Below are 21298 nucleotides of genomic sequence, written 5' to 3'. Positions count from 1 at the left end.
GAACGCGTACGGAATAGCCTTCCTGCGGCGCAACACGGCGATGCCCTGTTTTACCCCTGCCGGCGGGTGGGGGGCCAATAACAACAACGTATTCAGTCGTTGCTGCAGAGCATCAGAATACGCCTCTGGCTGACTGCCCGTGCAACGGCCCGAACGGTTCCACGCGCAGCCCCCATATCGAGGGATGCTCCACGGGCCCCCGGACGCCCCGGTATGGACGCGGCGGCTGCCAGCATGGCGGCAACGCGCTACCCTTGCCGCCCCCGATCTGGTCCCGCCCATGTCCGTCGACAACAACCAACGCGATCTCGAAGCTGGCATCCACACCGATCTGCAGGGGCGGCTGACCTATGGCGGCTACCTGCGGCTGGACCAGCTGCTCAGCGCGCAGCAGCCGTTGTCCAACCCGCCGCACCACGACGAGATGCTCTTCATCATCCAGCACCAGACCTCGGAGCTGTGGCTGAAGCTGCTCGGCCACGAACTGCGTGCCGCGATCGGCTTCCTGCAGCGTGATGAAGTCTGGCAGTGCCGCAAGGTGCTGGCGCGCAGCAAGCAGGTGCTGCGCCAGCTCACCGAGCAGTGGTCGGTGCTGGAAACGCTGACCCCGTCCGAGTACATGGGCTTCCGCGACGTGCTGGGCCCGTCCTCGGGCTTCCAGTCGCTGCAGTACCGTTACATCGAGTTCCTGCTGGGCAACAAGAACGCGCAGATGCTGCAGGTGTTCGAGCACGACCCGGCTGGCCAGGCGCAGCTGCGCACCGCACTGGAAGCGCCGAGCCTGTACGAGGAATTCCTCAAGTACCTGACCCGTTTCGGCCACGCCGTCCCGGCGGTGTACGAGGCCCACGACTGGACCCAGCCGCATGTGGCCGATGACGCACTGCAGCCGGTCTTCGAACGCATCTACCAGGACACCGATCGCTACTGGCGCGAGTATTCGCTGTGCGAGGACCTGGTGGACCTGGAGACCGCCTTCCAGCTCTGGCGCTTCCGCCACATGCGTACGGTGATGCGGGTGATCGGCTTCAAGCGCGGCACGGGCGGCTCGTCCGGTGTCGGTTTCCTGGCCAAGGCGCTGGAACTGACCTTTTTCCCCGAACTGTTCCAGGTGCGCACCAGCCTGCAGGCCGCACCCCCGGCCGATCTGGCCTGACTCCCATTCAGCTTGGTTCCCGGCCGGCGGCTGGATCGTTTCAGATGCAAGTTCAGCGAGCAGGCTGGCACCTGCCTCAAACGGCGTGTATTTGACGTGAACGCCAGAAGTCGGTGATCCTCGCGCGTTGCTCCACTGCACATCGGACGTGCTCGTCATCCACCGAACCAGGAAATCCGCATGAGCTTGAACGCCACTGCGAACACCCCAGAGCCGGCCGTGCCGGACTTCAAGACCATGATGGGCCACCCGCGCCCGTTGTGGATGCTGTTCATGACCGAGTTCTGGGAACGCTTTGCGTTCTACGGCATCCGCTGGGCCTTGGTGCTGTACATCGTCGCCCAGTTCCGTGATGGCAGTGCCGCCGGTGAAGCCGACGCCAGCCGCATCTACGGTGCCTACCTGGCGCTGGTGTACGCCGCGGCGATCTTCGGTGGCTACGTGGCCGACCGGGTGCTGGGGTACCAGCGCTCGATCCTGACCGGTGCGGTGATCATGGCCGCCGGCCTGTTCATGATCTCGTTGCCGGAAGAGCATCTGTTCAAGCTCGGCCTGGCCACGATCATCGTCGGCAACGGCATGTTCAAGCCGAACATCTCGACCATGGTCGGCAAGCTGTACGGCCTGAAGGATGAGCGTCGCGATTCGGGCTTCACCATCTTCTACATGGGCATCAACATCGGCGCGATGATCGCCCCGGTGCTGACCGAGTACCTGGCCCGCAAGGTCTTCGGCACCTCGGAAATGCCGTCCTACAAGGTCGTGTTCATCGCCTCGGGCGTGGGCATGCTGATCTCGCTGGTGTGGTTCTACATCGGGCGCGCCGGCCTGAAGGGCATCGGTGCTCCGCCGGCTGGTGCTGAAGGCTTCGGCCGTATCGTCATGGTGCTGGTGGGCTCGCTGTTCGCCATTCCGGTGGCCTACTTCCTGCTGGCCACCGGCGCCACCGCGCTGGCCTGGATCCTGGGCGTGATGTTCGCCGCACTGGCCGTGCTGCTGCTGGTCGAGGGCATCCGCGAGGGCAAGGTGCAGCGCGACCGCGTGATCGCCATGCTGATCATCTTCGCCTTCAACGTGATGTTCTGGATGTTCTTCGAACAGGCCGGCAGCTCGTTCACCTTCCTGGCCGAGAATATCGTCAACCGCCAGATGGGCGACTGGACCTTCCCGACCGCCTGGTTCCAGTCGGTCAACTCGGTGGCCATCATCACCCTGGCGCCGATCATCGCCTGGATCTGGGTGGCCCTGGGCCGCGCCAATCCGTCGATTCCGCGCAAGTTCGGCCTGGGCCTGCTGTTCAACGGCGCCGCCTTTGCCCTGCTGATGTACGCCCTGTCGCAGATGGTGGTGGACGGCAAGATCCCGTTCTGGACCCTGTTCATGGTCTACGTCATCCAGTCCGTCGGTGAGCTGTGCCTGTCGCCGATCGGCCTGTCGATGGTGACCAAGCTGGCTCCGGTGCGCCTGGTCGGCTTCGGCATGGGTGGCTGGTTCCTGTCCACCGGCATCGGCAACAACCTGTCGGGCATCTTCGCCGGCGTTGTCAGTGGTGAAGGCGGCATGACGGTCGAGTCGGCACTGAAGGGGTATACCTTCGGGTTCTGGGCTCTGATCGGCTCTGGCGTGGTGCTGTTCCTGGTCGCCCCGCTGATCAACAAGCTGATGCACGGCGTCAAGTAATGATGAGAGGGTAGAAGGCATGCGTAGCAAGCTCGGTACTGCGGTAGTGGTGGTCTGTGCGGCGCTGATCGGCGCCTGTTCCCAACCGCAACCGCCTGCAGCCGCCGAGCCTACGCAGCCCCTGGATACCCGACCCACCGAGCCACCGGTCGCTGACCCCAGCGAACCGGTGGCCTCGGGCAACACCCCGGTGGCGGCGGACATCGCCGCCATCGCCGGGCTCGGTGCACAGTTCGACCCGGCCCGCGACCCGGCCAATGACCTGGCCACCGCCAAGGTGGAAGCCCAGCGCGGCAAGAAGCGCATCCTGCTCGAGGTCGGCAACGCCGCCTGCGAGCGCTGCCATGCGCTGGACGAACTGGTGGAAGGCAACGGCGACCTGCGCCGCTTCCGCGATGCTCACTACGTGTGGGTGAAGATCAACGCCAGTGACGAACAGCCCAACACCGCCTTTTTTGCCCAGTTCCCGATGATGGAACGCGACTACCCGTACCTGCTGGTGCTCGATGCCGATGGTGGACTGCTGGTATCGCAGGCGACTGGTGAGCTGCGCAGGGGCGAAGCTTTCCAGCCTGCCCGAGTGAGCGCCTTCCTCAAGCAGTGGGCACCTGACCGGTAGTGCCGGCCGCTGGCCGGCAACCTGGCTGGGTGCCGCCTGCTGGTCAGCAGGCTCTGGTGGGGGCCAACCGTTGGTCGGCACAGACGTGCATCCACGCATGGCGTGGATCTATTGCGCGCGCCGTCACACTCTCCGAATCGGTGTCTCAATTTCACTGCGTGCACGCCGTTACCGGCAAGGACTTCAGTCGACGCCCCGTCGATGCAACCTACCGGAACGCCCATGCACAGCGACCACGCCGAACGATTGCCCGAACCTGCCAGCGCATTGGCCGAGAGCGGAGCAGATGAGGGCGTGAGCCTGCCGGCGCAGGAAGTGCTGCTCGATGACGATGGTACCGGCGAGAACACCGTTGAACTGACACTACCGCGCCACCGCCTGCCGCAGATCGCGCTGCCCGACAACGTGGTGCTGAAGGGGGCGGTGCAAAGGCTGGTCGAGCAGAAAGCGCGGCTGGATGCGCTGGCTGCCGAAGGCCAGCTGGCCGGGTTGCTGCCGCCGGAATGGCAGGGCCATGGCGCGCGGGCCATCGAACTGTCCACCTTCATCCAGGGCGTACTGCCGTTCCTGCAGCCGGGCGAACGTGGCGAAACCGCGCCGGCGCGCCTGCCGGTGCGCCACGTGCTGGGCGATGACAGCCGCTGGGGCCTGGACGATGTCTCCGAACCGAAATCGCTGGCCTGGTACCTGGCCAGTGATGAGCGCGCCACTGCCGGCAGCAAGGACGTGGCCGAGGCGTATCTGGTGGGTGCACTCGGCCTGGCGTGGATGCAGGAGGGACGCAGCCGTCCTGGATTCCTGCGCGCGATGGGCCAGGACAGCCTGGCGGCGCGGGTGACCATGCTTGGCTACCCGCCAGCGGGTGAGCTGGCGCTGTACAGCGTCACCGCCCATGGCCAGCCACAGATCTGGTGCGTGCATGGCCGACGCCGCATGCGCCCGTTGGTGGCGCCGTGGCTGAGCGTGCCGCTGATGACCGCCTACGGCGTGCCGGCGCCGGTGGCGTGGCCGTCCAGCTTTCCGCCGGTGGAGGCCGTGGCCGAGCTGCTGGCGACCGCACGGCAGGGGCGCGCGCTGCCGGAAGTAGACCTGGGCAAGGCGGTAGCGAAGATCGCCGAGGACGCCGCATCCGACGCCTGGCAGCCGGTCAGCCTGCTGCAGCTCAACACCTGGTCGCCGCGCTGGCACTTCTTCCTCGGCACCTTCGTCGGCCTGCCGTCGCTGCTCTTGGTGGCTGCGGCACTGGCGCTGCCAGGGGCGGTCGAAGCGGCCACGGTTGCTGCGTCACTCGGTTTTGCAGGTGGTGCCATCGCCGCGCTGGCCGTGCCGTGGATCCATGCACGCCGCAAGCATCTGAGCTGAGGCGCGGAAAAAAGGGACAGAGGGGATAAAGCCGCAATCAGCACAGTTGTGCCCAAAACGACTTGATCCCCTCCGTCCCCTTTTTCTTTCAGACCCCTTCGCCCATCCGCTCCAGGCCGTCGCCGGCCAGGCGCAGGATCAGCTTCTCCAGCACCTGCTCCTCCTCCTCGCTCAGCACCGACATCAGCTTGCGGGTGATCTCGATCACCATCGGCGCAATGGTCTCGTACACCTCGAAGCCGGCTGCCGACAGCGCCAGCACCGAGCGACGGCGGTCGTCGCCATGGGTCTCGCGCTTGATGAAGCCACGCTCCAGCAGGCGGGCCACGGCGCGGCTGACCGCCACCTTGTCCATCGCCGTGCGGTCGGAGACCTCGCTGGCCGAGGAACCCGGGTACAGCGCCAGGATGGTGATCACCCGCCATTCGGGGATCGCCAGACCGTAACGATCGCCGTATAGCTTGGCGATGTTGCCGCTGACCCGGTTGGACAGCACGCTCAGCCGGTAAGGCAGGAACTGTTCCAGGTCGAGCAGGACGTGCGAGGAACGCAGGCGGGTCGAAACGGGATCGGCGGGGCTCATGTTGCGGTGCACCTTGCTGGTGGTTTCAAGTGTAACTATAAGGGGTAGGTCCAGACCCTGCATTCTCGCCGGGTCCCTACCTGCCCGCACCTGGTTTGTACCGATGCGGTACCGATTCGGAGCCACGCCATGAATACCGCAGTCCCGACCGCCTCGCATCCCAACCCCGGCATGCAGGTCACCACCTTCGAGAACCCGATGGGCATCGACGGCTTCGAGTTCGTCGAATTCGCCGCCCCGGCCGGCCGTGGCCAGGAGCTGCACGAGTACTTCCGGAAGATGGGCTTCAGCGCGGTGCTCAAGCACAAGCAGCGTCCGATTACCGTCTATCGCCAGGGCGACGTCAACTTCCTGGTCAATGAAGACCCCGATTCGTTCGCCGCCGACTTCGCCGAGAAGCACGGTCCGTGCGCCTGCGGCTTCGCCATCCGCTTCAAGAAGCCGGGCCAGGAGGTCTACCAGACCGCGCTGGGCAACGGCGCCGAAGCCATCGCCTTCAAGCCGGACAGCAAGGCGGTCAATGCCCCGGTCATCAAGGGCATCGGCGACTGCATGCTGTATCTGGTCGACCGCTATGGCAGCGCCGGCAGCATCTTCGACGGCGACTATGAGTTGATCGCCGGCGCCGACCTGCACCCGGTGGGCTTCGGCCTGACCTTCATCGACCACCTGACCCACAACCTGTACTTCGGCAACATGCAGCAGTGGTCGGACTACTACGAGCGTCTGTTCAATTTCCGCGAGATCCGCTACTTCGACATCAAGGGCTTGAAGACCGGCCTGGTGTCCAAGGCGATGACCGCGCCGGACGGCATCGTGCGCATCCCGCTGAACGAATCGTCCGACCCGAAGAGCCAGATCAACGAGTACCTGGACGCGTACAAGGGAGAGGGCATCCAGCACATCGCCTGCTTCACCGAGAACATCTACGAGACCGTCGAAGCGATGCGCGCGCAGGGCGTGGACTTCCTCGATACGCCGGAGACCTACTTCGACGTGATCGACCAGCGCGTGCCGAACCACGGTGAAGACGTGGCGCGCCTGGCGAAGAACAAGATCCTGATCGATGCCGATCCGGAAACCCACCAGCGCAAGCTGCTGCAGATCTTCACCCAGAACTGCATCGGCCCGATCTTCTTCGAGATCATCCAGCGCAAGGGCAACGAAGGCTTTGGCGAAGGCAACTTCACCGCGCTGTTCGAAAGCATCGAGCGCGACCAGATCCGCCGCGGCGTGCTGTAACGTTCATCGGTAGCGCCGGGCCACGCCCGGCGGCTGCTCATCTGTAGAGCCGAGCCATGCTCGGCTGCTATCCGTTCCGGCATCGCCGTTCCAGGAGCCACCATGTCCCCCGCCATCACCGCCCGCGGCTACCAGTCCGGCCTCGGCAACGAATTCGCCACCGAGGCCGTCGCCGGCGCGCTGCCGGTCGGGCAGAACTCGCCGCAGAAGGTGGCCCACGGCCTGTACGCCGAACAGTTGACCGGCACCGCCTTCACCGCGCCGCGCGGCAGCAACCGCCGCAGCTGGCTGTACCGGATCCGCCCGGCGGTCACCCATGGTGAGTTCACCCCGTTCGCGCAGTCCCAGCTGCAGTGCGATTTCGCTGCGCAGCCTGCGTCGCCGAACCAGCTGCGCTGGAGCCCGCTGCCGCTGCCGGAACTGCCGACCGACTTCGTCGAAGGCCTGTACACGATGGGTGGCAACGGCTCGCCCGACGCGCATGCCGGTGTGGGCATCCACCTCTACGCCGCCAACCGCGACATGGTTGGCCGCTACTTCTACGATGCCGATGGCGAACTGCTGATCGTGCCGCAGCTGGGAGCGCTGCGCCTGCTGACCGAACTGGGCGTGATCGAGATCGAACCGCAGCAGATCGCGGTGATTCCGCGTGGCGTGCGGTTCCGCGTCGAACTGCCCGATGGCCCGAGCCGCGGCTACATCTGCGAGAACTACGGTGCGCTGCTGAAGCTGCCTGACCTCGGCCCGATCGGCTCCAACGGCCTGGCCAACCCGCGCGACTTCGAGACCCCGCACGCGGCGTTCGAGGATATCGATGGTGATTTCGAACTGATCGCCAAGTTCGAAGGCCGCCTGTGGCGCGCGCCGATCGACCATTCGCCGCTGGACGTGGTGGCCTGGCACGGCAATTACGCGCCGTACCGCTACGACCTGCGCCGCTTCAACACCATCGGCTCGATCAGCCATGACCATCCGGACCCGTCGATCTTCCTGGTGCTGCATTCGCCCAGCGACACACCGGGGACCAGCAACATGGACTTCGCGATCTTCCCGCCGCGCTGGCTGGTGGCGCAGAACACGTTCCGCCCGCCGTGGTTCCACCGCAACATCGCCAGCGAGTTCATGGGCCTGGTGCATGGCGCCTACGACGCCAAGGCCGAAGGCTTCGTGCCCGGCGGCGCGTCGCTGCACAACTGCATGAGCGGCCATGGCCCGGATGCGCCGACCTTCGACAAGGCCTCCAACGCAGACCTGTCCAAGCCGGACGTGATCAAGGACACCATGGCCTTCATGTTCGAGACCCGCGCGGTGATCCGCCCGACCGCGCAGGCCTTGGCTGCCGGCCATCGGCAGGGTGATTACCAGCAGTGCTGGAACGGCCTGCGCAACAACTTCCGGTCGTCCCGCTAGCTTGGTGGGTGCCGACCTTGGTCGGCACGGATCCTGATCGCATCCACGCCATGCGTGGATGATTGCCGTCGGAACCTGCGGTTACGCCATCTCGGCGAACGCGTCGCAATGCTCCAGCGGCAGCGCTTCCAGCAGGCGCTGGCGTACGCGCTGGCAGTAGCCGTCCGAGGTCAGCGCGGGCAGCACCTGCAGCGCTGACTGCAGCCGCTGCAGCACTTCGTCTTCCGCACGCGCCTGCTGCAGGTCGCGGAACACCGCAGCGGCCTGCGGGTGGCGCTGCATCTCCAGGATGCCCAGCACGTAGATGCGCGCGGCCACCAGCGAGCGGCGGCGTTCGACCGGTGTCGCAGGCACCGCAGCCTGCGCTGGCAAGATGGCAGCGGCTTCGGGGGAGGGGGCGGGCGTCGCTGCGGCCGGCCCTGTGCTCAGATAGCCCGCCTGCACCAGCTGGATGACCATCGCCGGAGCCTCCGGGCCAAGCAGGCCGGTCAAGTCGGTGATGCTGCGCTGGCCGTCGCACAGGATCAGCAGCCGCCTCTGGCGCATGTCCAGCGGCGCGCGGTGGGCCTGCAGCGCGGTTCGGGCGAGATCGGTCTTACGCGGTTGCATGGAGGGGACGGCCAAGTCGGTGCACGCCGAGCCTGAACGAAGGCCATGAAACGGCGATGACAATGCAGCACCTGCACATGTGCTGCGCTAGCGTGCAGCCACCTTCGTGCCAGGGAACCGCACCGATGAAGCACCTCCCGATTGCTGGTCTGTTGCTGCTTTCGCTCACCGCCTGCGGCGGCCAGGACAAACAGGGGGCGGCCGGCAGTGGCAGCGACACCCCAGCCGAAACCGCGTCGGCGACCGGGCCCGCACAGTCCGCCGATCCCGATCTGGCCGCGCGCCCGGCCAATGATCTCCGCAGCGACAGCCCAGCACACCTGGACGGCTACGCCGGCGCGAAGCTCGGTGCAGCCATCGCCGAGGTCCGCAGCGGCTTCGGCGCGCCGCTGCGGGGCGTGGGCAGCGATGCTGCCGGCAAACCGCTGCCGGTCGACGACAACAACGATGGCTGCTATTTCCTGCGTCCGCAGAATGCCGAAGATCCGCGCCTGATGATCGAAGGCCGCAAGCTGGTGCGCTATGACGTGCACAATGCTGCGGTCATCGCACCGGGCGGCGGCAAGGTCGGCATGACCCTGGGCGAGTTGCAGGTGCTGTATCCCGAGCGCGGTGACGTCGTCCCCGACAAGTACGACGAGAAGGCCCAGCACCTGCGCGTGCGGCCGGCGCAGGAGGGCGGTGCGGTGGTCGACTTCGCACTCGGTGCGGACGGCCGGGTCGGCGCGTGGCGGGTGGGCCAGACCCCGCAGGTCGATTATGTGGAAGGCTGTGGCTGATCCTTGATCCACGGCCCAGCCTTGTGCGCGGGCCAAGCGTAGAATCGCGCCACGACCGCTGGGGGAGTGCTCGATGATCGCCATTGCAATTGCCTGGTTCCTGCTCGGCCTGCTGCTGCTGGCGCTGGGCGGGGACTCCATCGTCAAGGCCGTGTCCGGCCTGGCGCAACGCTTCGGCGCCAGTCCGTTCACGGCTGGCCTGTTGCTGCTCGGGGTGACCACTTCGCTGCCGGAACTGGCGGTCAACGCACGCGCGCTGGCGGTCGGCCAGCCGGAGCTGGCGCTGGGCAACGCGGTGGGCAGCAGCATCGTCAACCTGGGCCTGACCCTGGCCGTCGCTGCGATGGCTGCGCCGCTGCTGCTGCACGCGCGATTGCAGACGGTACTGTGGTGGTCGCTGCTGGCGGCGGGCGTGGTGCTGATCCTGTTCGGTCTTGATGGTGGCCTGGCGCGCTGGGAAGGCGGCGTGCTGGTGGCCGGTTTCATCATCGTGCAGGTGGTGCTGCTGCGTCGTGGCCGCAGCGAGAGCGCCGAGGTGCAGGCGGTGATCGCCGAGTCCGCGTTGAGCCGTACCAGCCTGCCGTTGAACGTGCTGCGCGTGGTGATCGCGGCGCTGGCGCTGTACTGGGGCGCCCGCCTGGTGGTCGGTGCGGCGGCGGACTTCGGTGTTGCACTGGGGTGGACGCCGCTGCTGGTCGGTCTGCTGCCGGTCGCGATCGGTACCGCGCTGCCGGAGGTGGCAACCGCGATCGCTGCGGCACGCCGTGGCCATGGCGACATGGTGATGGGCCACGTGCTGGGCTCCAGCGTGGTCAACCTGCTGCTGGTGATCGGTGCGATGGCGGTCCTGCAGCCGCTGGCGCTGCCGGCCTCGTTCGTGCGCCTGGAGCTGCCGGCGCTGCTGGCCTTCGCGCTGGTGCTGTACCCGATGCTGCGTGGCGACCTGAAGATCAGCCGTGGCGAAGGCGTGATCCTGCTGGTCGCGTTTGTTGGCTGGTTCGTGCTGGAGCTGCTGCTGGTGGGTGCACCCGGGTTGTAGAGCCACACCATGCGTGGATGCGGTTGGTTCCGTGCCGACCAAGGTCGGCACCTACCGGTCACCCCGCCAATGATGCGGTAGCTGCCAACCTTGGTTGGCACTCGCAGCAACAAAGCGCCGACCAAGGTCGGCATCTACCGGGGTTACCGGTTCTGCGCGTGCTCTTCTTCCCGCACCGGCTCCGGCGGCGGCAGCTGCTCTTCGGCAGCCGGTTCGTTGCCGGGCAGGCTGGGGCGGGTTTCCATCAGCAGCGACAGCGCGGCCTTGGCCATCATGTGCGCGCTGATCGGTGCGGTGATGAACAGGAACACGGTGATCAGCAGCTCGCGCGGCTGCGGGTCCTGGCCGAGGAAGATGTGGTAGCACACCGAGCACACCAGCACGCAGCCCACGCCCAGCGTGCTGGCCTTGGTCGGCGCGTGCAGGCGCTTGAAGAACGTGGACAGCTTCACCAGGCCCAGCGCACCGACCAGGATGAAGAAGCAGCCGAACAGCAGCAGGATCGACAGGCCGACCTGGATCGCGGTGATCATTCGACGATGTCCCGGCGCAGCACGAACTTGCTCAGCACCACGGTGCTGCCGAAGCCGAGCATGGCGATGACCAGGGCAGCCTCGAAGTAGATCGCGGAGTTCAGGTACATGCCGAACAGCATCAGCTCGGCGATGGCGGTCACCGACAGCGTATCCAGCGCAAGGATGCGGTCGGGCACGGTCGGTCCGCGCAGCAGGCGCCAGGTGGCCAGCAGCATGGCCAGGCCGACCACGTGCATGCACACCACCAGCGTGGTCTGGATGATCTGGAATCCAGTCATGGGAAAATCTCCATCAACGGGGCTTCGTAACGTCGTTTGATCGTATCGATCAGCGCCTGCGGATCCTCCAGGTGCAGCACATGCACCAGCAGGAACCTGCGGTCTTCGCTGAGCGCGGCCGAGACCGTGCCCGGGGTCAGCGTGATCATGCTGGTCAGCGCGGCGATGCCGTGGATGTTGGCGATGTCCAACGGCAGCCAGATGAAGCCCGGATGGATGTTCTTCTCCGGGCCCAGCACCTGCAGGGCGACGCGGATGTTGGACATCAGGATGTCCCACAGGGTCACGCACAGCAGCTTGGGCAGCGGGCGCAGGGTACCGATGCGGGCGAACTCGCGGTCCAGGCGCGCGGCGAACAGTGGCACCACCACGCCCAGCACCAGGCCGAGCACGGTCTGGCCGACGGTGAAGCTGTCGGACATCAGCAGCCAGAACGCCACCACCATGATGCTGAGCATCGGTGAGGGAATGATGCGGCGGAACAGTGAGCGCTGGGCGGTCATGGCTGGCGGATCTCCGGTGCGGTCGCGCGCAGCTGCTGCACGTACTCGCCGGGCTGCAGCAGCTGTGCGGCGGTGGCGTCGGTGTAGCGCATCAGCGGCGCGGCGGCCAGGGTCATGCCGATGCCATAGGCCAGCAGGATGCAGGCGGCGTACAGCTCGACCCGGCGCAGCCGTGCCTTGCGCGGCGGCGGCGCTTCCGGATCGACCGGCGGCACGCGCCAGAACAGGCGGATGCCACCGCGGGTCAGGCCCATGATCACCAGCAGGCTGCTGACAAGAACCGCGGTCCAGACCGGGCCGGTGTACTGCGCCGGCATGCCGGCCAGCAGCGCGGCCTTGGCCAGGAAGCCGGACAGCGGCGGCAGGCCAGCCACCGACACCGCGGCGATCAGGAACAGCACCGCCGGCGTCTCCTTGCCCGGCATCGGCGCCACCACTTCCTTGCGGTCGCTGGCGCCACCACGGCGGCGGCGGATCAGGTCGGCGATCAGGAACAGCGCGGCGGCGACGAAGCTGCTGTGCGGCAGGTAGTACAGGCCGGCCGAAAGTACTTGCGGCGTGCCCACCGAGAAGGCGATGAACAGCGTGGCGGCCGAGACGATCACCAGGTAGGAGATCAGCACGCGCAGGCGGGTCGCGGCCAGCGCACCGAGGCCACCGAGCACCAGTGTCGCCACGCCGGCCCACAGGAGCCAGTCGCGGCCATAGCCGGCCATCGCACCGGCATCGTCGCCGAACCACAGCATCTGGATGCGCAGCACCGCATACAGGCCGACCTTGGTCATGATCGCAAACAGTGCGGCCACTGCGGCCGGCGCGCGCGAATAGGCTTCAGGCAGCCACAGGTACAGCGGCATCAGTGCGGCCTTGGCGCAGAACACCAGCAGCAACAGGCCCATCGTCGCCTTCACCAGGGTCAGCTGTGCCGGCGGCACCTCGGCGATGCGCTGCGACAGCTCGGCCATGTTCAATGAGCCCAGCGAGGCGTACAGCAGGCCCAGCGCGATCAGGAACAACGTCGAAGCGGTGACGTTGAACACCACGTAGTGCAGGCCGATGCGCATGCGCAGGCCGCGGCCGCCACTGAGCAGCAGGCCGTAGGAGGCGATCAGCATCACCTCGAAGAACACGAACAGGTTGAAGATGTCGCCAGTCAGGAACGCACCGTTGAGGCCGACCAGCTGGAACTGGAACAGCGCATGGAAGTGCGGTGCGCGGCGGTCCCAGCCCGAGCAGGCATGCAGCAGGCAGGGAATGGCCAGCAGCAGGGTGGTCAGCAGCATCCACGCCGACAGCCGGTCGGCGACCAGCGCGATGCCCAGGCGCGACGGCCAGTCGCCGAGCAGGTAGACGCTGATATCGCCACTGGCGGTGGTGGCGAACAACAGGCCCACCACCAGCGCCAGCGCCGACAGCGAAGTCCAGGCCACAGCGCGCTGTACCTTCGGGCCATAACGGCGGTGCTCGACGAACAGCGACAGCGCGGCACCGAGCAGGGGAACCAGGATCGGCAGGATCACCAGGTGGTTCATGCGCGGTCCTCGCCCTGGCGCGGCGGCACACCCTCATCCTGCAGGTCGTCATCCGGCTCGTGAGCGTCCACGTGGTCGCTGTGGTTGTCGCTGCGGCTGCGCATGGCCAGCACGATGCTCACTGCGGTCATCGCGAAGGCAATGACGATGGCGGTGAGCACCAGCGCCTGTGGCAGCGGATCGGTGTAGTTGCCGAGGTTGCTGTCCACGCCCTCCTGCAGCACTGGCGCCTTGCCCAGCACCACACGGCCACCGGCGAAGATCAGCAGGTTGGTGGCGTAGGACAGGAAGGTCATGCCGAGGATCACATCGAAGCTGCGCGCGCGCAGCAGCAGGTAGATGCCGATAGCGGTCAGCACGCCGATCGCGGAGGCCAGGGCCAGTTCCATCAGTGCATCTCCCCGGTACGTGCCGAGCGGCGTTGCAGGTCGATCTCGCCCTTGCGCGCTGTGCGGGTACGAGAGGGTTTCACGGTGGCCATCATCGACAGCATCAGCATCGCGCCACCGAACACCACCAGGTACACGCCGATATCGAAGCCGATCGCGCTGGCCAGCGGTACCTCGCCGATCAGCGGAAGGTGCAGGTCGAGGTGGCCGCTGGTCAGGAACGGCACGCCGAACAGCATCGACGCGCTGCCGCTGAGGATGGCGATCAGCAGGCCCATGCCGATGCAACGGATGTAGTCGAAGCCGAAGCGCGATTCCACCGATGCGGTGCCCTGGATCACGTACTGGATCAGCAGCGGCACGGCCAGCACCAGGCCGGCGATGAAACCGCCGCCGGGTGCGTTGTGGCCGCGCAGGAACAGGAAGATCGACACGGTCAGGGTCAGCGGGAACATGATCTGGGCCAGGTCGGCCGGCACCGGCAGCTTGATCGGCGGGCCGGGCATGATCTGCTCCGGTGCCATCCGCGTGCGTCGCAGCAGTGCGTGCACCACCAGCGCGGCAATGCCGAACACGGTGATCTCGCCGAAGGTATCGAAGCCGCGGAAGTCGACCAGGATCACGTTGACCACGTTCTGGCCGTAGGCCTCGGGCAGGGCGCGGGCGAGCAGCTCGCCAGCCATGGTGTTCGGCGGCAGGGTCATCGCGGTGTAGGCGAGCGCACCCAGGCCGGCACCGGCGATGATCGCGATCACCGCATCGCGGCGCTTGCGCCAGCGCGGGCGCTCCGGCCCGGACTGCGCGGGCAGGTAGTTCATGCCCAGCAGCATCAGCACCAGGGTCACCATCTCCACCAGCAGCTGGGTCAGCGCCAGGTCCGGTGCGGACAGGAACACGAAGGTCAGCGCCACCATCAGGCCGACGCCGCCGACCAGCAGCACCGCCAGCAGGCGTTGCTTGTAGACGCGCAGGGTGGCAACCGCACAGGCCATCATCACCAGCCACAGCGCCCAGCCCAGCAACGGGATCGGCTGCGGCGCGGTCCAGTTCGGCGAGGCCGGATTGGCCACGAACGGCGCGGCGGCGACCACGATCGCCACCAGCACCAGGCCCAGCAGCATGCGCTGCAGGCTGCCGTTGGCGATGCCGTTGGTCAGGCGCTGTGCTGCGGCTGAGAGCAGATCCAGCTGGCGGTGGAACACGTTGCGGCCGGGGCTGGTATTGGTCACCCCGTGCAGGTTGATCAGCCTGCGCAGGCCGAAGTACAGCGCCACGCCGCCGACCACGCCGATCGCGCTCATCGCCAGCGGCAGGTTGAAGCCATGCCACACCGCCAGGCTGTATTCGGGCATGGCATTGCCGAGGATCGAGGCCGCAGCGGCGTGCAGCACCGGCGCCACGGTCAATGCCGGGGCCACGCCCACCGCCACGCAGATCACTACCAGGATCTCCACCGGCACCTTCATCCAGCGCGGCGGCTCGTGCGGTACGCGGTCCAGATCGTGCGGGCCGGGGCCGAAGAAGGTGTCATGCACGAAGCGCAGGCTGTAGGCCACGCCGAACACGCCGGCCAGCAGCGCGGCGATCGACACCGCCGTGCGCATGGCCTGGGTGCCGCCTGCGCTGATCGCCTCGGCGAACAGCATTTCCTTGGACAGGAAGCCGTTGAGCAGCGGAATGCCGGCCATTGCCAGCGAGGCGATGATCGCCAGCGCGCTGGTGAACGGCATCAGCCTGCGCAGCCCGCCCAGCTTGCGCATGTCACGGGTGCCGGTTTCGTGGTCGATGATGCCGGCGGCCATGAACAGCGAGGCCTTGAAGGTGGCGTGGTTGAGGATATGGAACACGCCGGCCACCACCGCCATCGGCGTGGACAGGCCGAACAGCAGGGTGATCAGACCCAGATGGGAAATGGTGGAGTAGGCCAGCAGGCCCTTCAGGTCATGCTGGAAGATCGCGTTCCAGGCACCGACCAGCAGGGTCAGCGCGCCGATGCCACTGACCGTATAGAAGAACAGATCGCTGCCGGCCAATGCCGGATGCAGGCGCGCCAGCAGGAACACGCCGGCCTTCACCATGGTGGCCGAGTGCAGGTAGGCCGAGACCGGGGTCGGCGCGGCCATTGCGTGCGGCAGCCAGAAGTGGAACGGGAACTGCGCGCTCTTGGTGAAGATGCCGGCCAGCACCAGGAACAGCGCGTACGGGTACAGCGCGCTGGCGCGGATCTGCTCGCCGGCGGCCAGCACCACGTCCAGGTCGAAACTACCGACGATGCGGCCGATCAGCAGCACGCCGGCCAGCAGCGCCAGGCCGCCGCCGCCAGTGATCACCAGCGCCATGCGCGCGCCTTCGCGGGCGTCCTGGCGGTGCGACCAGAAGCCGATCAGCAGGAACGAGCTGATGCTGGTCATTTCCCAGAAAACCATCAGCAGCAACAGGTTGCCCGACAGCACCATGCCCAGCATGGCGCCCATGAACAGCAGCAGGTAGATGTAGAAGCGGTGTGCGTTGTCCTGGCTGCTCAGGTAATAGCGCGCATACAGCACCACCAGCGCGCCGATGCCCAGCACCAACCCGGCGAACATCCAGGCCAGCCCATCCAGGCGCAGGGTGAAGTCCAGGCCGATCTGCGGCAGCCAGGGGACCATCGTCCGCACCACCTGGCCGTCGAGCACCGATGGGGTCAGCCAGGCGAGGATGGCCAGCCCGCCCAACGGCGCCAGCGCCGCCAGCCAGGCAGCAGTCGAGCGCGAACTACGGGGGAAGGCCGCAACAGCCACTGCCATCAGGAACGGCAGGGCCAGCAGCAGGGGCAGGCTGGGGAGCATGCAGGGAATCCATGATTCACGAGCAGGTCAGGGAGGATAACAGGCTGCGAAATGTCGCCGAAACCCATCGAACAGCGATCAATTGCATGTAACGTTCGCTGATTCATTTTTTCTGCGGCGCAACATCACGTTCCTGCAGTCGCTCCCTGGCTGCCCTCGGGGATCACCCTACGCCCACGCAGGGAGACCGCAGGCCCTGTCGCACAGGGGCTGCCGTCGACGGGCGGGAGGTGGGGGGCGGGTCACCGGCGCAGGCTGGCAGGGCCGCCGTGGACTACGGGTGACGGAATCTGCCCGTTCAGGAAACAACAGTCCTTGTCGGTCGTGGTCGGGTCAGTAGCGCCAGTCGAGCTTCCGATAGGCCTTGGCCATCACCCAGGCCGGGCCGATCAGCAGGTAGGTCAGGTCGGTCAGGAAGCTGGGCTTGCGGCCCTCGAACTTGTGGCCGATGAACTGTGCGATCCAGGCCACCACGAACACGCCCACCGCCAGCCAGAACAGATTGTGCAGGCCGATTTCCGCCTCCAGCAGCCGACACAGGCAGCCGAACACGAAGAACTGGATGAGCATGCCGATGCCCAGCGGGCGCGACAGCTTGTTGTAGAAGCACCAGGCGCTGAACATCGCGAAGGCCGACCAGATCCCGTACTGGAACCAGGTGATCAGCGGCGGCACGCACCACAGCAGGGCCACCACCGACCACAGGATCGCCGGCACCGCCACCACGTGGATGCGCTGGTTGATGACATTGCGGTGGTCGTCGGAATAGCTGGCGAAATAGCGGTCGATCGGCCGCGCAAGCTCGGTGGATGTCTGCATGCTGCGTCGCTTCCTCGGACAACGGTAGTGCCGGCCGCTGGCCGACAATCCAGAGCATAGCCGAGTTCGCGAGATTGCCGGCCAGCGGCCGGCACTACCCCATTCAGAACGCCCCCAGCCGGACCGGCCGGGGGCGCAGGGGGATCAGTCGACGCTGATCCCGGCCAGACGCTGCAGCGCCTCGGCGTACTTGGCGCGGGTGCGCTCGATGATCTCGGCCGGAATGGTCGGGCCCGGGGCGGTCTTGCCCCAGTCCAGCGTCTCCAGGTAATCACGTACGAACTGCTTGTCGTAGCTCGGCGGGCTGGTACCCACTTCGTACTCGTCGGCCGGCCAGTAACGCGAGGAATCCGGCGTCAGCATCTCGTCCATGATGTACAGGCGGCCATCGGCGTCGGTACCGAACTCGAACTTGGTATCGGCCAGGATGATGCCGCGCTCGCGGGCGTAATCAGCGGCGAACTTGTAGATGCGCAGGGTGGCATCGCGCACGCGCTCGGCCATTTCGGCGCCGACCTGCTTCACCATCGCATCGAAGTCGATGTTCTCGTCATGGTCGCCGACGGCGGCCTTGGTCGAGGGGGTGAAGATCGGCTCGGGCAGCTGTTCGGCCTGGCGCAGGCCATCGGGCAGGTCGATGCCGCTGACCTTGCCGGTGCGCTGGTAATCCTTCCAGCCGCTGCCGATCAGGTAGCCACGGGCAATCGCTTCCACCGGTACCGGCTTCAGCTTGCGGGTGACTACCGCACGCTTGGCGTACAGGGCCGCGTCCACGCCCTCGGGCAGCACGCTGGCCACATCGATGCCGGTCAGGTGGTTGGGCATCAGGTGCGCGGTCTTGGCGAACCAGAAGTTGGAGACCTGGCAGAGCATCTCGCCCTTGCCCGGGATCGGGTCGGGCAGGACCACATCGAAGGCCGACAGGCGATCGGTGGCCACCATCAGCAGGTAGTCGCCTGGTGGGGTCCCGGCTGGCAGCCGCTCGCGCGGGATATCGAACACGTCACGCACCTTGCCGCGGTGGCGCAAGGGCAGGCCGGGGAGATCGGATTGCAACAGCGTGGTTGGCACGGGCACTCCTGGGGCTTCGTCGATACGGCTGCCCAACGGACCCGGCGGGCCCGCTGACCAGCGGGCGGCCTAGTGTAAAGCGGTCCGGGCCCGCTGTGACGTAAAATGAGCGTCCATTTCGCCGGTCGACCCTGGGGCGCCATGCGCTGGTACGGAAAACTGCTCGGATTCATCGCCGGCGCCCTGCTGTTCCGGCCCAATCCGCTGTTCGGTGCGGTCATCGGCCTGCTGATCGGCCATGCCTTCGATTCGGACTGGTTCCGCCTGAACAAGGAAAACCCGTACCGGGAGCTGGGGCTGACCTCCGAGGCCACCGATGCCGAGGTCGAGCGTGCCTACCGCAAGCTGATCTCCCAGTACCACCCCGACAAGCTCGGCGGCGCGGCCCCCGAGCTGCAGCAGCAGGCCGAGCAGAAGTCGCGGCGCATCAACGCCGCCTACGACCGCATCAAGACCCTGCGCAAGCGCTGACCCCATTGCCCCGCCTGCGGGCGGGAGACCCCTTTCCCCGTTCCGAAGGCCCCGGCCATGTCCAACTGCCTCATCGCTCCTTCCATCCTCTCGGCCAACTTCGCCCGCCTGGGCGAGGAAGTCGACAACGTCCTGGCCGCGGGTGCCGACTGGGTCCATTTCGATGTGATGGACAACCACTACGTGCCCAACCTGACCATCGGCCCGATGGTCTGCCAAGCCCTGCGCAAGCACGGCGTCACCGCGCCGATCGACGTGCACCTGATGGTCGAGCCGGTGGACCGCATCATCCCGGACTTCGCCGAGGCCGGTGCCACCTACATCAGCTTCCACCCGGAGGCCAGCCGCCACGTGCACCGCACCATCCAGCTGATCCGCTCGCTGGGCTGCAAGCCGGGCATCGTGCTCAACCCGGCCACCCCGGTGGACATCCTCGACTGGGTGCTGGATGACCTGGACCTGGTGCTGCTGATGTCGGTCAACCCGGGCTTCGGCGGCCAGGCCTTCATTCCGTCGGCCTTGGACAAGCTGCGCGTGGTGCGCCAGAAGATCGATGCCAGTGGCCGTGACATCCGCCTGGAGATCGACGGTGGCGTGAAGGCCGACAACATCGGCGAGATCGCCGCCGCTGGCGCCGACACGTTCGTCGCCGGCTCGGCCATCTTCAACGCCAAGACCAGCTACCAGGACGTGATCGCGCAGATGCGCGCCAACGTCGCTGCAGCGCGGGGCTGAGCCATGAGCACGGTGGCCGTGTTGAACATCCGTCCGGCCACCGTCGCCGATGCTGGCCTGATCCTTCGGTTCATCCGCGAACTGGCGATCTACGAGAAGGCCGAGCAGTCGGTGCAGACCGATGAGATCGGCATCGCCGAAAGCCTGTTCGGCGCCGACGCTACCGCCCGAGCGCTGGTCTGCGAGGCGAACGGCGAAGCCATCGGCTATGCGGTCTATTTCTACAACTATTCCACCTGGCTGGGGCGCAAGGGCATCTATCTGGAAGACCTGTACGTCAGCCCGCAGAAGCGCGGCTGCGGCGCGGGCAAGGCGCTGCTGAAATACATCGCGCGCCAGGCCGTGGCCGAAGGTTGCGGCCGTTTCGAATGGTCGGTGCTGGACTGGAACACCCCGGCCATCGAGTTCTACACCGCCGTTGGCGCGAAACCGCAGGACGAGTGGACCGTGTACCGGCTGCAGGGCCACGCATTGCAAGATTTCGCCAACGGTTGAGATGACGTGCATCCACGCCATGGGTGGATGCTTCTGGCAGACAAAAAAAAGCCACGCCAAACGTTGGCGTGGCCTTGCTGCATGCGTGGGAGGCTGATCCTGCCTCCATCCGTCGTCCCTGCTATGGCCTTCCATTCTCCGGCAGCTGAATGACATCTGCGTGACATTCACCGCTGGCAAACGGCGTGTTGCTAGCCTGAGCGCCCTTTCACTGGATGTACTGCATGACCACCCCGCGCTGGCGCCTGATCCTCAACGGAAAATCCGCAGGCAACGATGACCTGCGCGAGGCCGTGGGCCACTGGCGCGAACGCGGTGTGCAGCTGGAAGTGCGGGTGACCTGGGAAGACGGTGATGCCGAGCGCTACGTCGCCGAGGCCATCGACCACGGCGTGGACGTGATCGTGGCGGCCGGTGGCGACGGCACGCTCAGCGCGGTCGCAGAGACGCTGGCGCATCGCGACGAGCCGGCTGAGGCGCTGCCTTCGCTCGCGCTGGTCCCGATGGGCACCGCCAACGATTTCGCCACCGCTGCGGGCATTCCGGTGGAGCCGCAGGCGGCCTTCGCACTGGTTGCCGGCGGCCACCCACGCCCGATGGATCTGCTGCGCGTCGATGCCGACGGCAAGCCATGGTGGTGCGCCAACCTCGCCAGCGGTGGCTTCGGCACCCAGGTCACGGTGGAAACCGATGCGGGCTTGAAGAAGATGCTTGGCGGTTTGGCGTATGTCATTACTGGCATCGCCAAGCTCGGTCGCATCGAACCGATCACCGCGCGCCTGAGCGGGCCGGATTTCCAGTGGGAAGGTGGGTTCATCGCGCTGGGTATCGGTAACGGCCGCCAAGCGGGTGGTGGTCAGCAGCTGTGCCCGCAGGCACTGATCGATGACGGCCTGCTGGATGTCACCGTAGTGCCGGAACTGGAGGGTGAAGTCGCAGCCACCCTTGGACAGATGCTGACCGGCGGCAAGGAGGCGGCGCTTGAACGTGTCGCCACGCGCGCGCAGCTGCCGTGGCTGCAGATCGACGCAACGCAGCCGTTGACGTTGAACCTGGACGGCGAACCGGTGCAGGCACGCCGCTTCCGCATCGAATGCGTGGCCGGCAGGGTGCGCATGCATCTGCCGGATGACTGCGTGCTGCTTTCCGGCAGCTGAGACAG

The 21298-nt window shown here is 66.6% G+C and carries 22 protein-coding genes; 12 read left to right on the top strand and 10 right to left on the bottom strand.

Features of this window, described 5'->3' with window-relative positions; genetic code table 11:
• The first annotated feature begins 280 nt into the window (after nucleotides 1–280).
• The 4 genes from V9K93_RS07530 to V9K93_RS07515 all read left to right on the top strand — a co-directional run bounded on the left by V9K93_RS07530 (nucleotide 281) and on the right by V9K93_RS07515 (nucleotide 4817).
• Nucleotides 281–1156: a tryptophan 2,3-dioxygenase gene (locus tag V9K93_RS07530; RefSeq protein ID WP_012512331.1), complete on the top strand. Its 876-nt coding sequence runs from the start codon at nucleotides 281–283 to the stop codon at nucleotides 1154–1156.
• 180 nt (nucleotides 1157–1336) lie between these two features.
• Nucleotides 1337–2836 carry a peptide MFS transporter gene (locus V9K93_RS07525; RefSeq protein ID WP_046984834.1) on the top strand — a complete coding sequence of 500 codons (1500 nt, stop codon included), beginning with the start codon at nucleotides 1337–1339 and terminating at the stop codon, nucleotides 2834–2836.
• Between the two features lie 19 nt (nucleotides 2837–2855).
• Nucleotides 2856–3455 carry a thioredoxin family protein gene (locus V9K93_RS07520; RefSeq protein ID WP_046984833.1) on the top strand — a complete coding sequence of 200 codons (600 nt, stop codon included), beginning with the start codon at nucleotides 2856–2858 and terminating at the stop codon, nucleotides 3453–3455.
• Between the two features lie 222 nt (nucleotides 3456–3677).
• The gene (locus V9K93_RS07515) at nucleotides 3678–4817 is read left to right on the top strand and encodes a hypothetical protein (RefSeq protein WP_337302288.1); all 1140 of its coding nucleotides are present in this window, start codon (nucleotides 3678–3680) and stop codon (nucleotides 4815–4817) included.
• Between the two features lie 88 nt (nucleotides 4818–4905).
• On the opposite strand, the gene V9K93_RS07510 is transcribed toward V9K93_RS07515, so the two are convergent.
• Nucleotides 4906–5463, bottom strand: a complete 558-nt coding sequence (locus tag V9K93_RS07510; protein WP_081307605.1) for a MarR family winged helix-turn-helix transcriptional regulator — start codon at nucleotides 5461–5463, stop codon at nucleotides 4906–4908.
• A gap of 66 nt (nucleotides 5464–5529) precedes the next feature.
• Between V9K93_RS07510 and hppD the strand changes: the two genes are divergently transcribed.
• Nucleotides 5530–6642, top strand: a complete 1113-nt coding sequence (gene hppD, locus V9K93_RS07505) for a 4-hydroxyphenylpyruvate dioxygenase (protein WP_211195207.1) — start codon at nucleotides 5530–5532, stop codon at nucleotides 6640–6642.
• A gap of 102 nt (nucleotides 6643–6744) precedes the next feature.
• Complete coding sequence (gene hmgA / locus V9K93_RS07500) at nucleotides 6745–8052, top strand: homogentisate 1,2-dioxygenase (RefSeq protein WP_337302287.1); 1308 nt, start codon at nucleotides 6745–6747, stop codon at nucleotides 8050–8052.
• A gap of 81 nt (nucleotides 8053–8133) precedes the next feature.
• Here the strand turns inward: hmgA and V9K93_RS07495 are convergent, their stop codons facing one another.
• The gene (locus V9K93_RS07495) at nucleotides 8134–8661 is read right to left on the bottom strand and encodes a hypothetical protein (protein WP_046984829.1); all 528 of its coding nucleotides are present in this window, start codon (nucleotides 8659–8661) and stop codon (nucleotides 8134–8136) included.
• A 125-nt stretch (nucleotides 8662–8786) separates the two neighbouring features.
• Here V9K93_RS07495 and V9K93_RS07490 point away from each other — a divergent pair, with 125 nt between their 5' ends.
• Both V9K93_RS07490 and V9K93_RS07485 read left to right on the top strand, forming a co-directional pair.
• The gene (locus tag V9K93_RS07490; protein ID WP_136639152.1) at nucleotides 8787–9440 is read left to right on the top strand and encodes a hypothetical protein; all 654 of its coding nucleotides are present in this window, start codon (nucleotides 8787–8789) and stop codon (nucleotides 9438–9440) included.
• A gap of 73 nt (nucleotides 9441–9513) precedes the next feature.
• Nucleotides 9514–10479: a sodium:calcium antiporter gene (locus tag V9K93_RS07485; protein ID WP_337302286.1), complete on the top strand. Its 966-nt coding sequence runs from the start codon at nucleotides 9514–9516 to the stop codon at nucleotides 10477–10479.
• A gap of 143 nt (nucleotides 10480–10622) precedes the next feature.
• Here V9K93_RS07485 and V9K93_RS07480 read toward each other — a convergent pair whose 3' ends face one another.
• From V9K93_RS07480 to V9K93_RS07445, 8 genes are all read right to left on the bottom strand, one after another.
• A complete protein-coding gene (locus tag V9K93_RS07480) occupies nucleotides 10623–11012 on the bottom strand; it encodes a Na+/H+ antiporter subunit G (protein WP_046984826.1) in 390 nt (129 codons plus the stop codon).
• Entirely contained in the window at nucleotides 11009–11293 is a 285-nt protein-coding gene (locus V9K93_RS07475; protein ID WP_006399171.1) for a K+/H+ antiporter subunit F, read from the bottom strand. The genes V9K93_RS07480 and V9K93_RS07475 overlap by 4 nt, the downstream gene beginning before the upstream one ends.
• Entirely contained in the window at nucleotides 11290–11796 is a 507-nt protein-coding gene (locus tag V9K93_RS07470) for a Na+/H+ antiporter subunit E (RefSeq protein ID WP_006399169.1), read from the bottom strand. The genes V9K93_RS07475 and V9K93_RS07470 overlap by 4 nt, the downstream gene beginning before the upstream one ends.
• On the bottom strand, nucleotides 11793–13328 hold the full coding sequence (locus tag V9K93_RS07465) for a monovalent cation/H+ antiporter subunit D (RefSeq protein ID WP_046984824.1): 1536 nt from the start codon (nucleotides 13326–13328) through the stop codon (nucleotides 11793–11795). Before V9K93_RS07465 ends, V9K93_RS07470 begins: the two co-directional genes overlap by 4 nt.
• On the bottom strand, nucleotides 13325–13717 hold the full coding sequence (locus tag V9K93_RS07460; protein WP_046984823.1) for a Na+/H+ antiporter subunit C: 393 nt from the start codon (nucleotides 13715–13717) through the stop codon (nucleotides 13325–13327). Before V9K93_RS07460 ends, V9K93_RS07465 begins: the two co-directional genes overlap by 4 nt.
• On the bottom strand, nucleotides 13717–16545 hold the full coding sequence (locus V9K93_RS07455) for a monovalent cation/H+ antiporter subunit A (protein ID WP_337302285.1): 2829 nt from the start codon (nucleotides 16543–16545) through the stop codon (nucleotides 13717–13719). The genes V9K93_RS07460 and V9K93_RS07455 overlap by 1 nt, the downstream gene beginning before the upstream one ends.
• Before the next feature lie 333 nt (nucleotides 16546–16878).
• Nucleotides 16879–17364: an Mpo1 family 2-hydroxy fatty acid dioxygenase gene (locus tag V9K93_RS07450; RefSeq protein ID WP_136639155.1), complete on the bottom strand. Its 486-nt coding sequence runs from the start codon at nucleotides 17362–17364 to the stop codon at nucleotides 16879–16881.
• Nucleotides 17365–17508: 144 nt separating this feature from the next.
• Nucleotides 17509–18435, bottom strand: coding sequence for a phosphoribosylaminoimidazolesuccinocarboxamide synthase (locus V9K93_RS07445; protein ID WP_046983680.1), 927 nt, complete (start codon nucleotides 18433–18435; stop codon nucleotides 17509–17511).
• 141 nt (nucleotides 18436–18576) lie between these two features.
• On the opposite strand from V9K93_RS07445, the gene V9K93_RS07440 reads away from it, so the two are divergent.
• The 4 genes from V9K93_RS07440 to yegS all read left to right on the top strand — a co-directional run bounded on the left by V9K93_RS07440 (nucleotide 18577) and on the right by yegS (nucleotide 21293).
• Complete coding sequence (locus V9K93_RS07440; protein WP_006399039.1) at nucleotides 18577–18906, top strand: J domain-containing protein; 330 nt, start codon at nucleotides 18577–18579, stop codon at nucleotides 18904–18906.
• A gap of 57 nt (nucleotides 18907–18963) precedes the next feature.
• Nucleotides 18964–19641 carry a ribulose-phosphate 3-epimerase gene (gene rpe / locus V9K93_RS07435; protein ID WP_046983681.1) on the top strand — a complete coding sequence of 226 codons (678 nt, stop codon included), beginning with the start codon at nucleotides 18964–18966 and terminating at the stop codon, nucleotides 19639–19641.
• A gap of 12 nt (nucleotides 19642–19653) precedes the next feature.
• Nucleotides 19654–20136 (top strand): GNAT family N-acetyltransferase, encoded by a 483-nt coding sequence (locus V9K93_RS07430; protein ID WP_046983699.1) that lies wholly within the window; start codon nucleotides 19654–19656, stop codon nucleotides 20134–20136.
• Between the two features lie 224 nt (nucleotides 20137–20360).
• Nucleotides 20361–21293 (top strand): lipid kinase YegS, encoded by a 933-nt coding sequence (gene yegS / locus V9K93_RS07425; RefSeq protein WP_337302284.1) that lies wholly within the window; start codon nucleotides 20361–20363, stop codon nucleotides 21291–21293.
• Nucleotides 21294–21298 lie beyond the last annotated feature (5 nt).

Source organism: Stenotrophomonas sp. CCNWLW162, from assembly GCF_037203745.1.
Lineage (GTDB): Bacteria > Pseudomonadota > Gammaproteobacteria > Xanthomonadales > Xanthomonadaceae > Stenotrophomonas > Stenotrophomonas maltophilia_AQ.
The sequence above is the reverse complement of the archived record's forward strand: the minus strand, read 5'-3'. Positions and strand labels throughout refer to the sequence as shown.

Coding starts and splice junctions, on each gene's coding strand:
- V9K93_RS07495 (WP_046984829.1), bottom strand. CDS start 8,661: ATGCAACCGCGTAAGACCGATCTCGCCCGAACCGCGCTGCAGGCCCAC.
- V9K93_RS07450 (WP_136639155.1), bottom strand. CDS start 17,364: ATGCAGACATCCACCGAGCTTGCGCGGCCGATCGACCGCTATTTCGCC.
- V9K93_RS07485 (WP_337302286.1), top strand. CDS start 9,514: ATGATCGCCATTGCAATTGCCTGGTTCCTGCTCGGCCTGCTGCTGCTG.
- V9K93_RS07465 (WP_046984824.1), bottom strand. CDS start 13,328: ATGAACCACCTGGTGATCCTGCCGATCCTGGTTCCCCTGCTCGGTGCC.
- V9K93_RS07490 (WP_136639152.1), top strand. CDS start 8,787: ATGAAGCACCTCCCGATTGCTGGTCTGTTGCTGCTTTCGCTCACCGCC.
- V9K93_RS07460 (WP_046984823.1), bottom strand. CDS start 13,717: ATGGAACTGGCCCTGGCCTCCGCGATCGGCGTGCTGACCGCTATCGGC.
- rpe (WP_046983681.1), top strand. CDS start 18,964: ATGTCCAACTGCCTCATCGCTCCTTCCATCCTCTCGGCCAACTTCGCC.
- hmgA (WP_337302287.1), top strand. CDS start 6,745: ATGTCCCCCGCCATCACCGCCCGCGGCTACCAGTCCGGCCTCGGCAAC.
- V9K93_RS07480 (WP_046984826.1), bottom strand. CDS start 11,012: ATGATCACCGCGATCCAGGTCGGCCTGTCGATCCTGCTGCTGTTCGGC.
- V9K93_RS07470 (WP_006399169.1), bottom strand. CDS start 11,796: ATGACCGCCCAGCGCTCACTGTTCCGCCGCATCATTCCCTCACCGATG.
- V9K93_RS07510 (WP_081307605.1), bottom strand. CDS start 5,463: ATGCAGGGTCTGGACCTACCCCTTATAGTTACACTTGAAACCACCAGC.
- hppD (WP_211195207.1), top strand. CDS start 5,530: ATGAATACCGCAGTCCCGACCGCCTCGCATCCCAACCCCGGCATGCAG.
- V9K93_RS07455 (WP_337302285.1), bottom strand. CDS start 16,545: ATGCTCCCCAGCCTGCCCCTGCTGCTGGCCCTGCCGTTCCTGATGGCA.
- V9K93_RS07440 (WP_006399039.1), top strand. CDS start 18,577: ATGCGCTGGTACGGAAAACTGCTCGGATTCATCGCCGGCGCCCTGCTG.
- V9K93_RS07525 (WP_046984834.1), top strand. CDS start 1,337: ATGAGCTTGAACGCCACTGCGAACACCCCAGAGCCGGCCGTGCCGGAC.
- V9K93_RS07520 (WP_046984833.1), top strand. CDS start 2,856: ATGCGTAGCAAGCTCGGTACTGCGGTAGTGGTGGTCTGTGCGGCGCTG.
- V9K93_RS07515 (WP_337302288.1), top strand. CDS start 3,678: ATGCACAGCGACCACGCCGAACGATTGCCCGAACCTGCCAGCGCATTG.
- V9K93_RS07475 (WP_006399171.1), bottom strand. CDS start 11,293: ATGACTGGATTCCAGATCATCCAGACCACGCTGGTGGTGTGCATGCAC.
- yegS (WP_337302284.1), top strand. CDS start 20,361: ATGACCACCCCGCGCTGGCGCCTGATCCTCAACGGAAAATCCGCAGGC.
- V9K93_RS07530 (WP_012512331.1), top strand. CDS start 281: ATGTCCGTCGACAACAACCAACGCGATCTCGAAGCTGGCATCCACACC.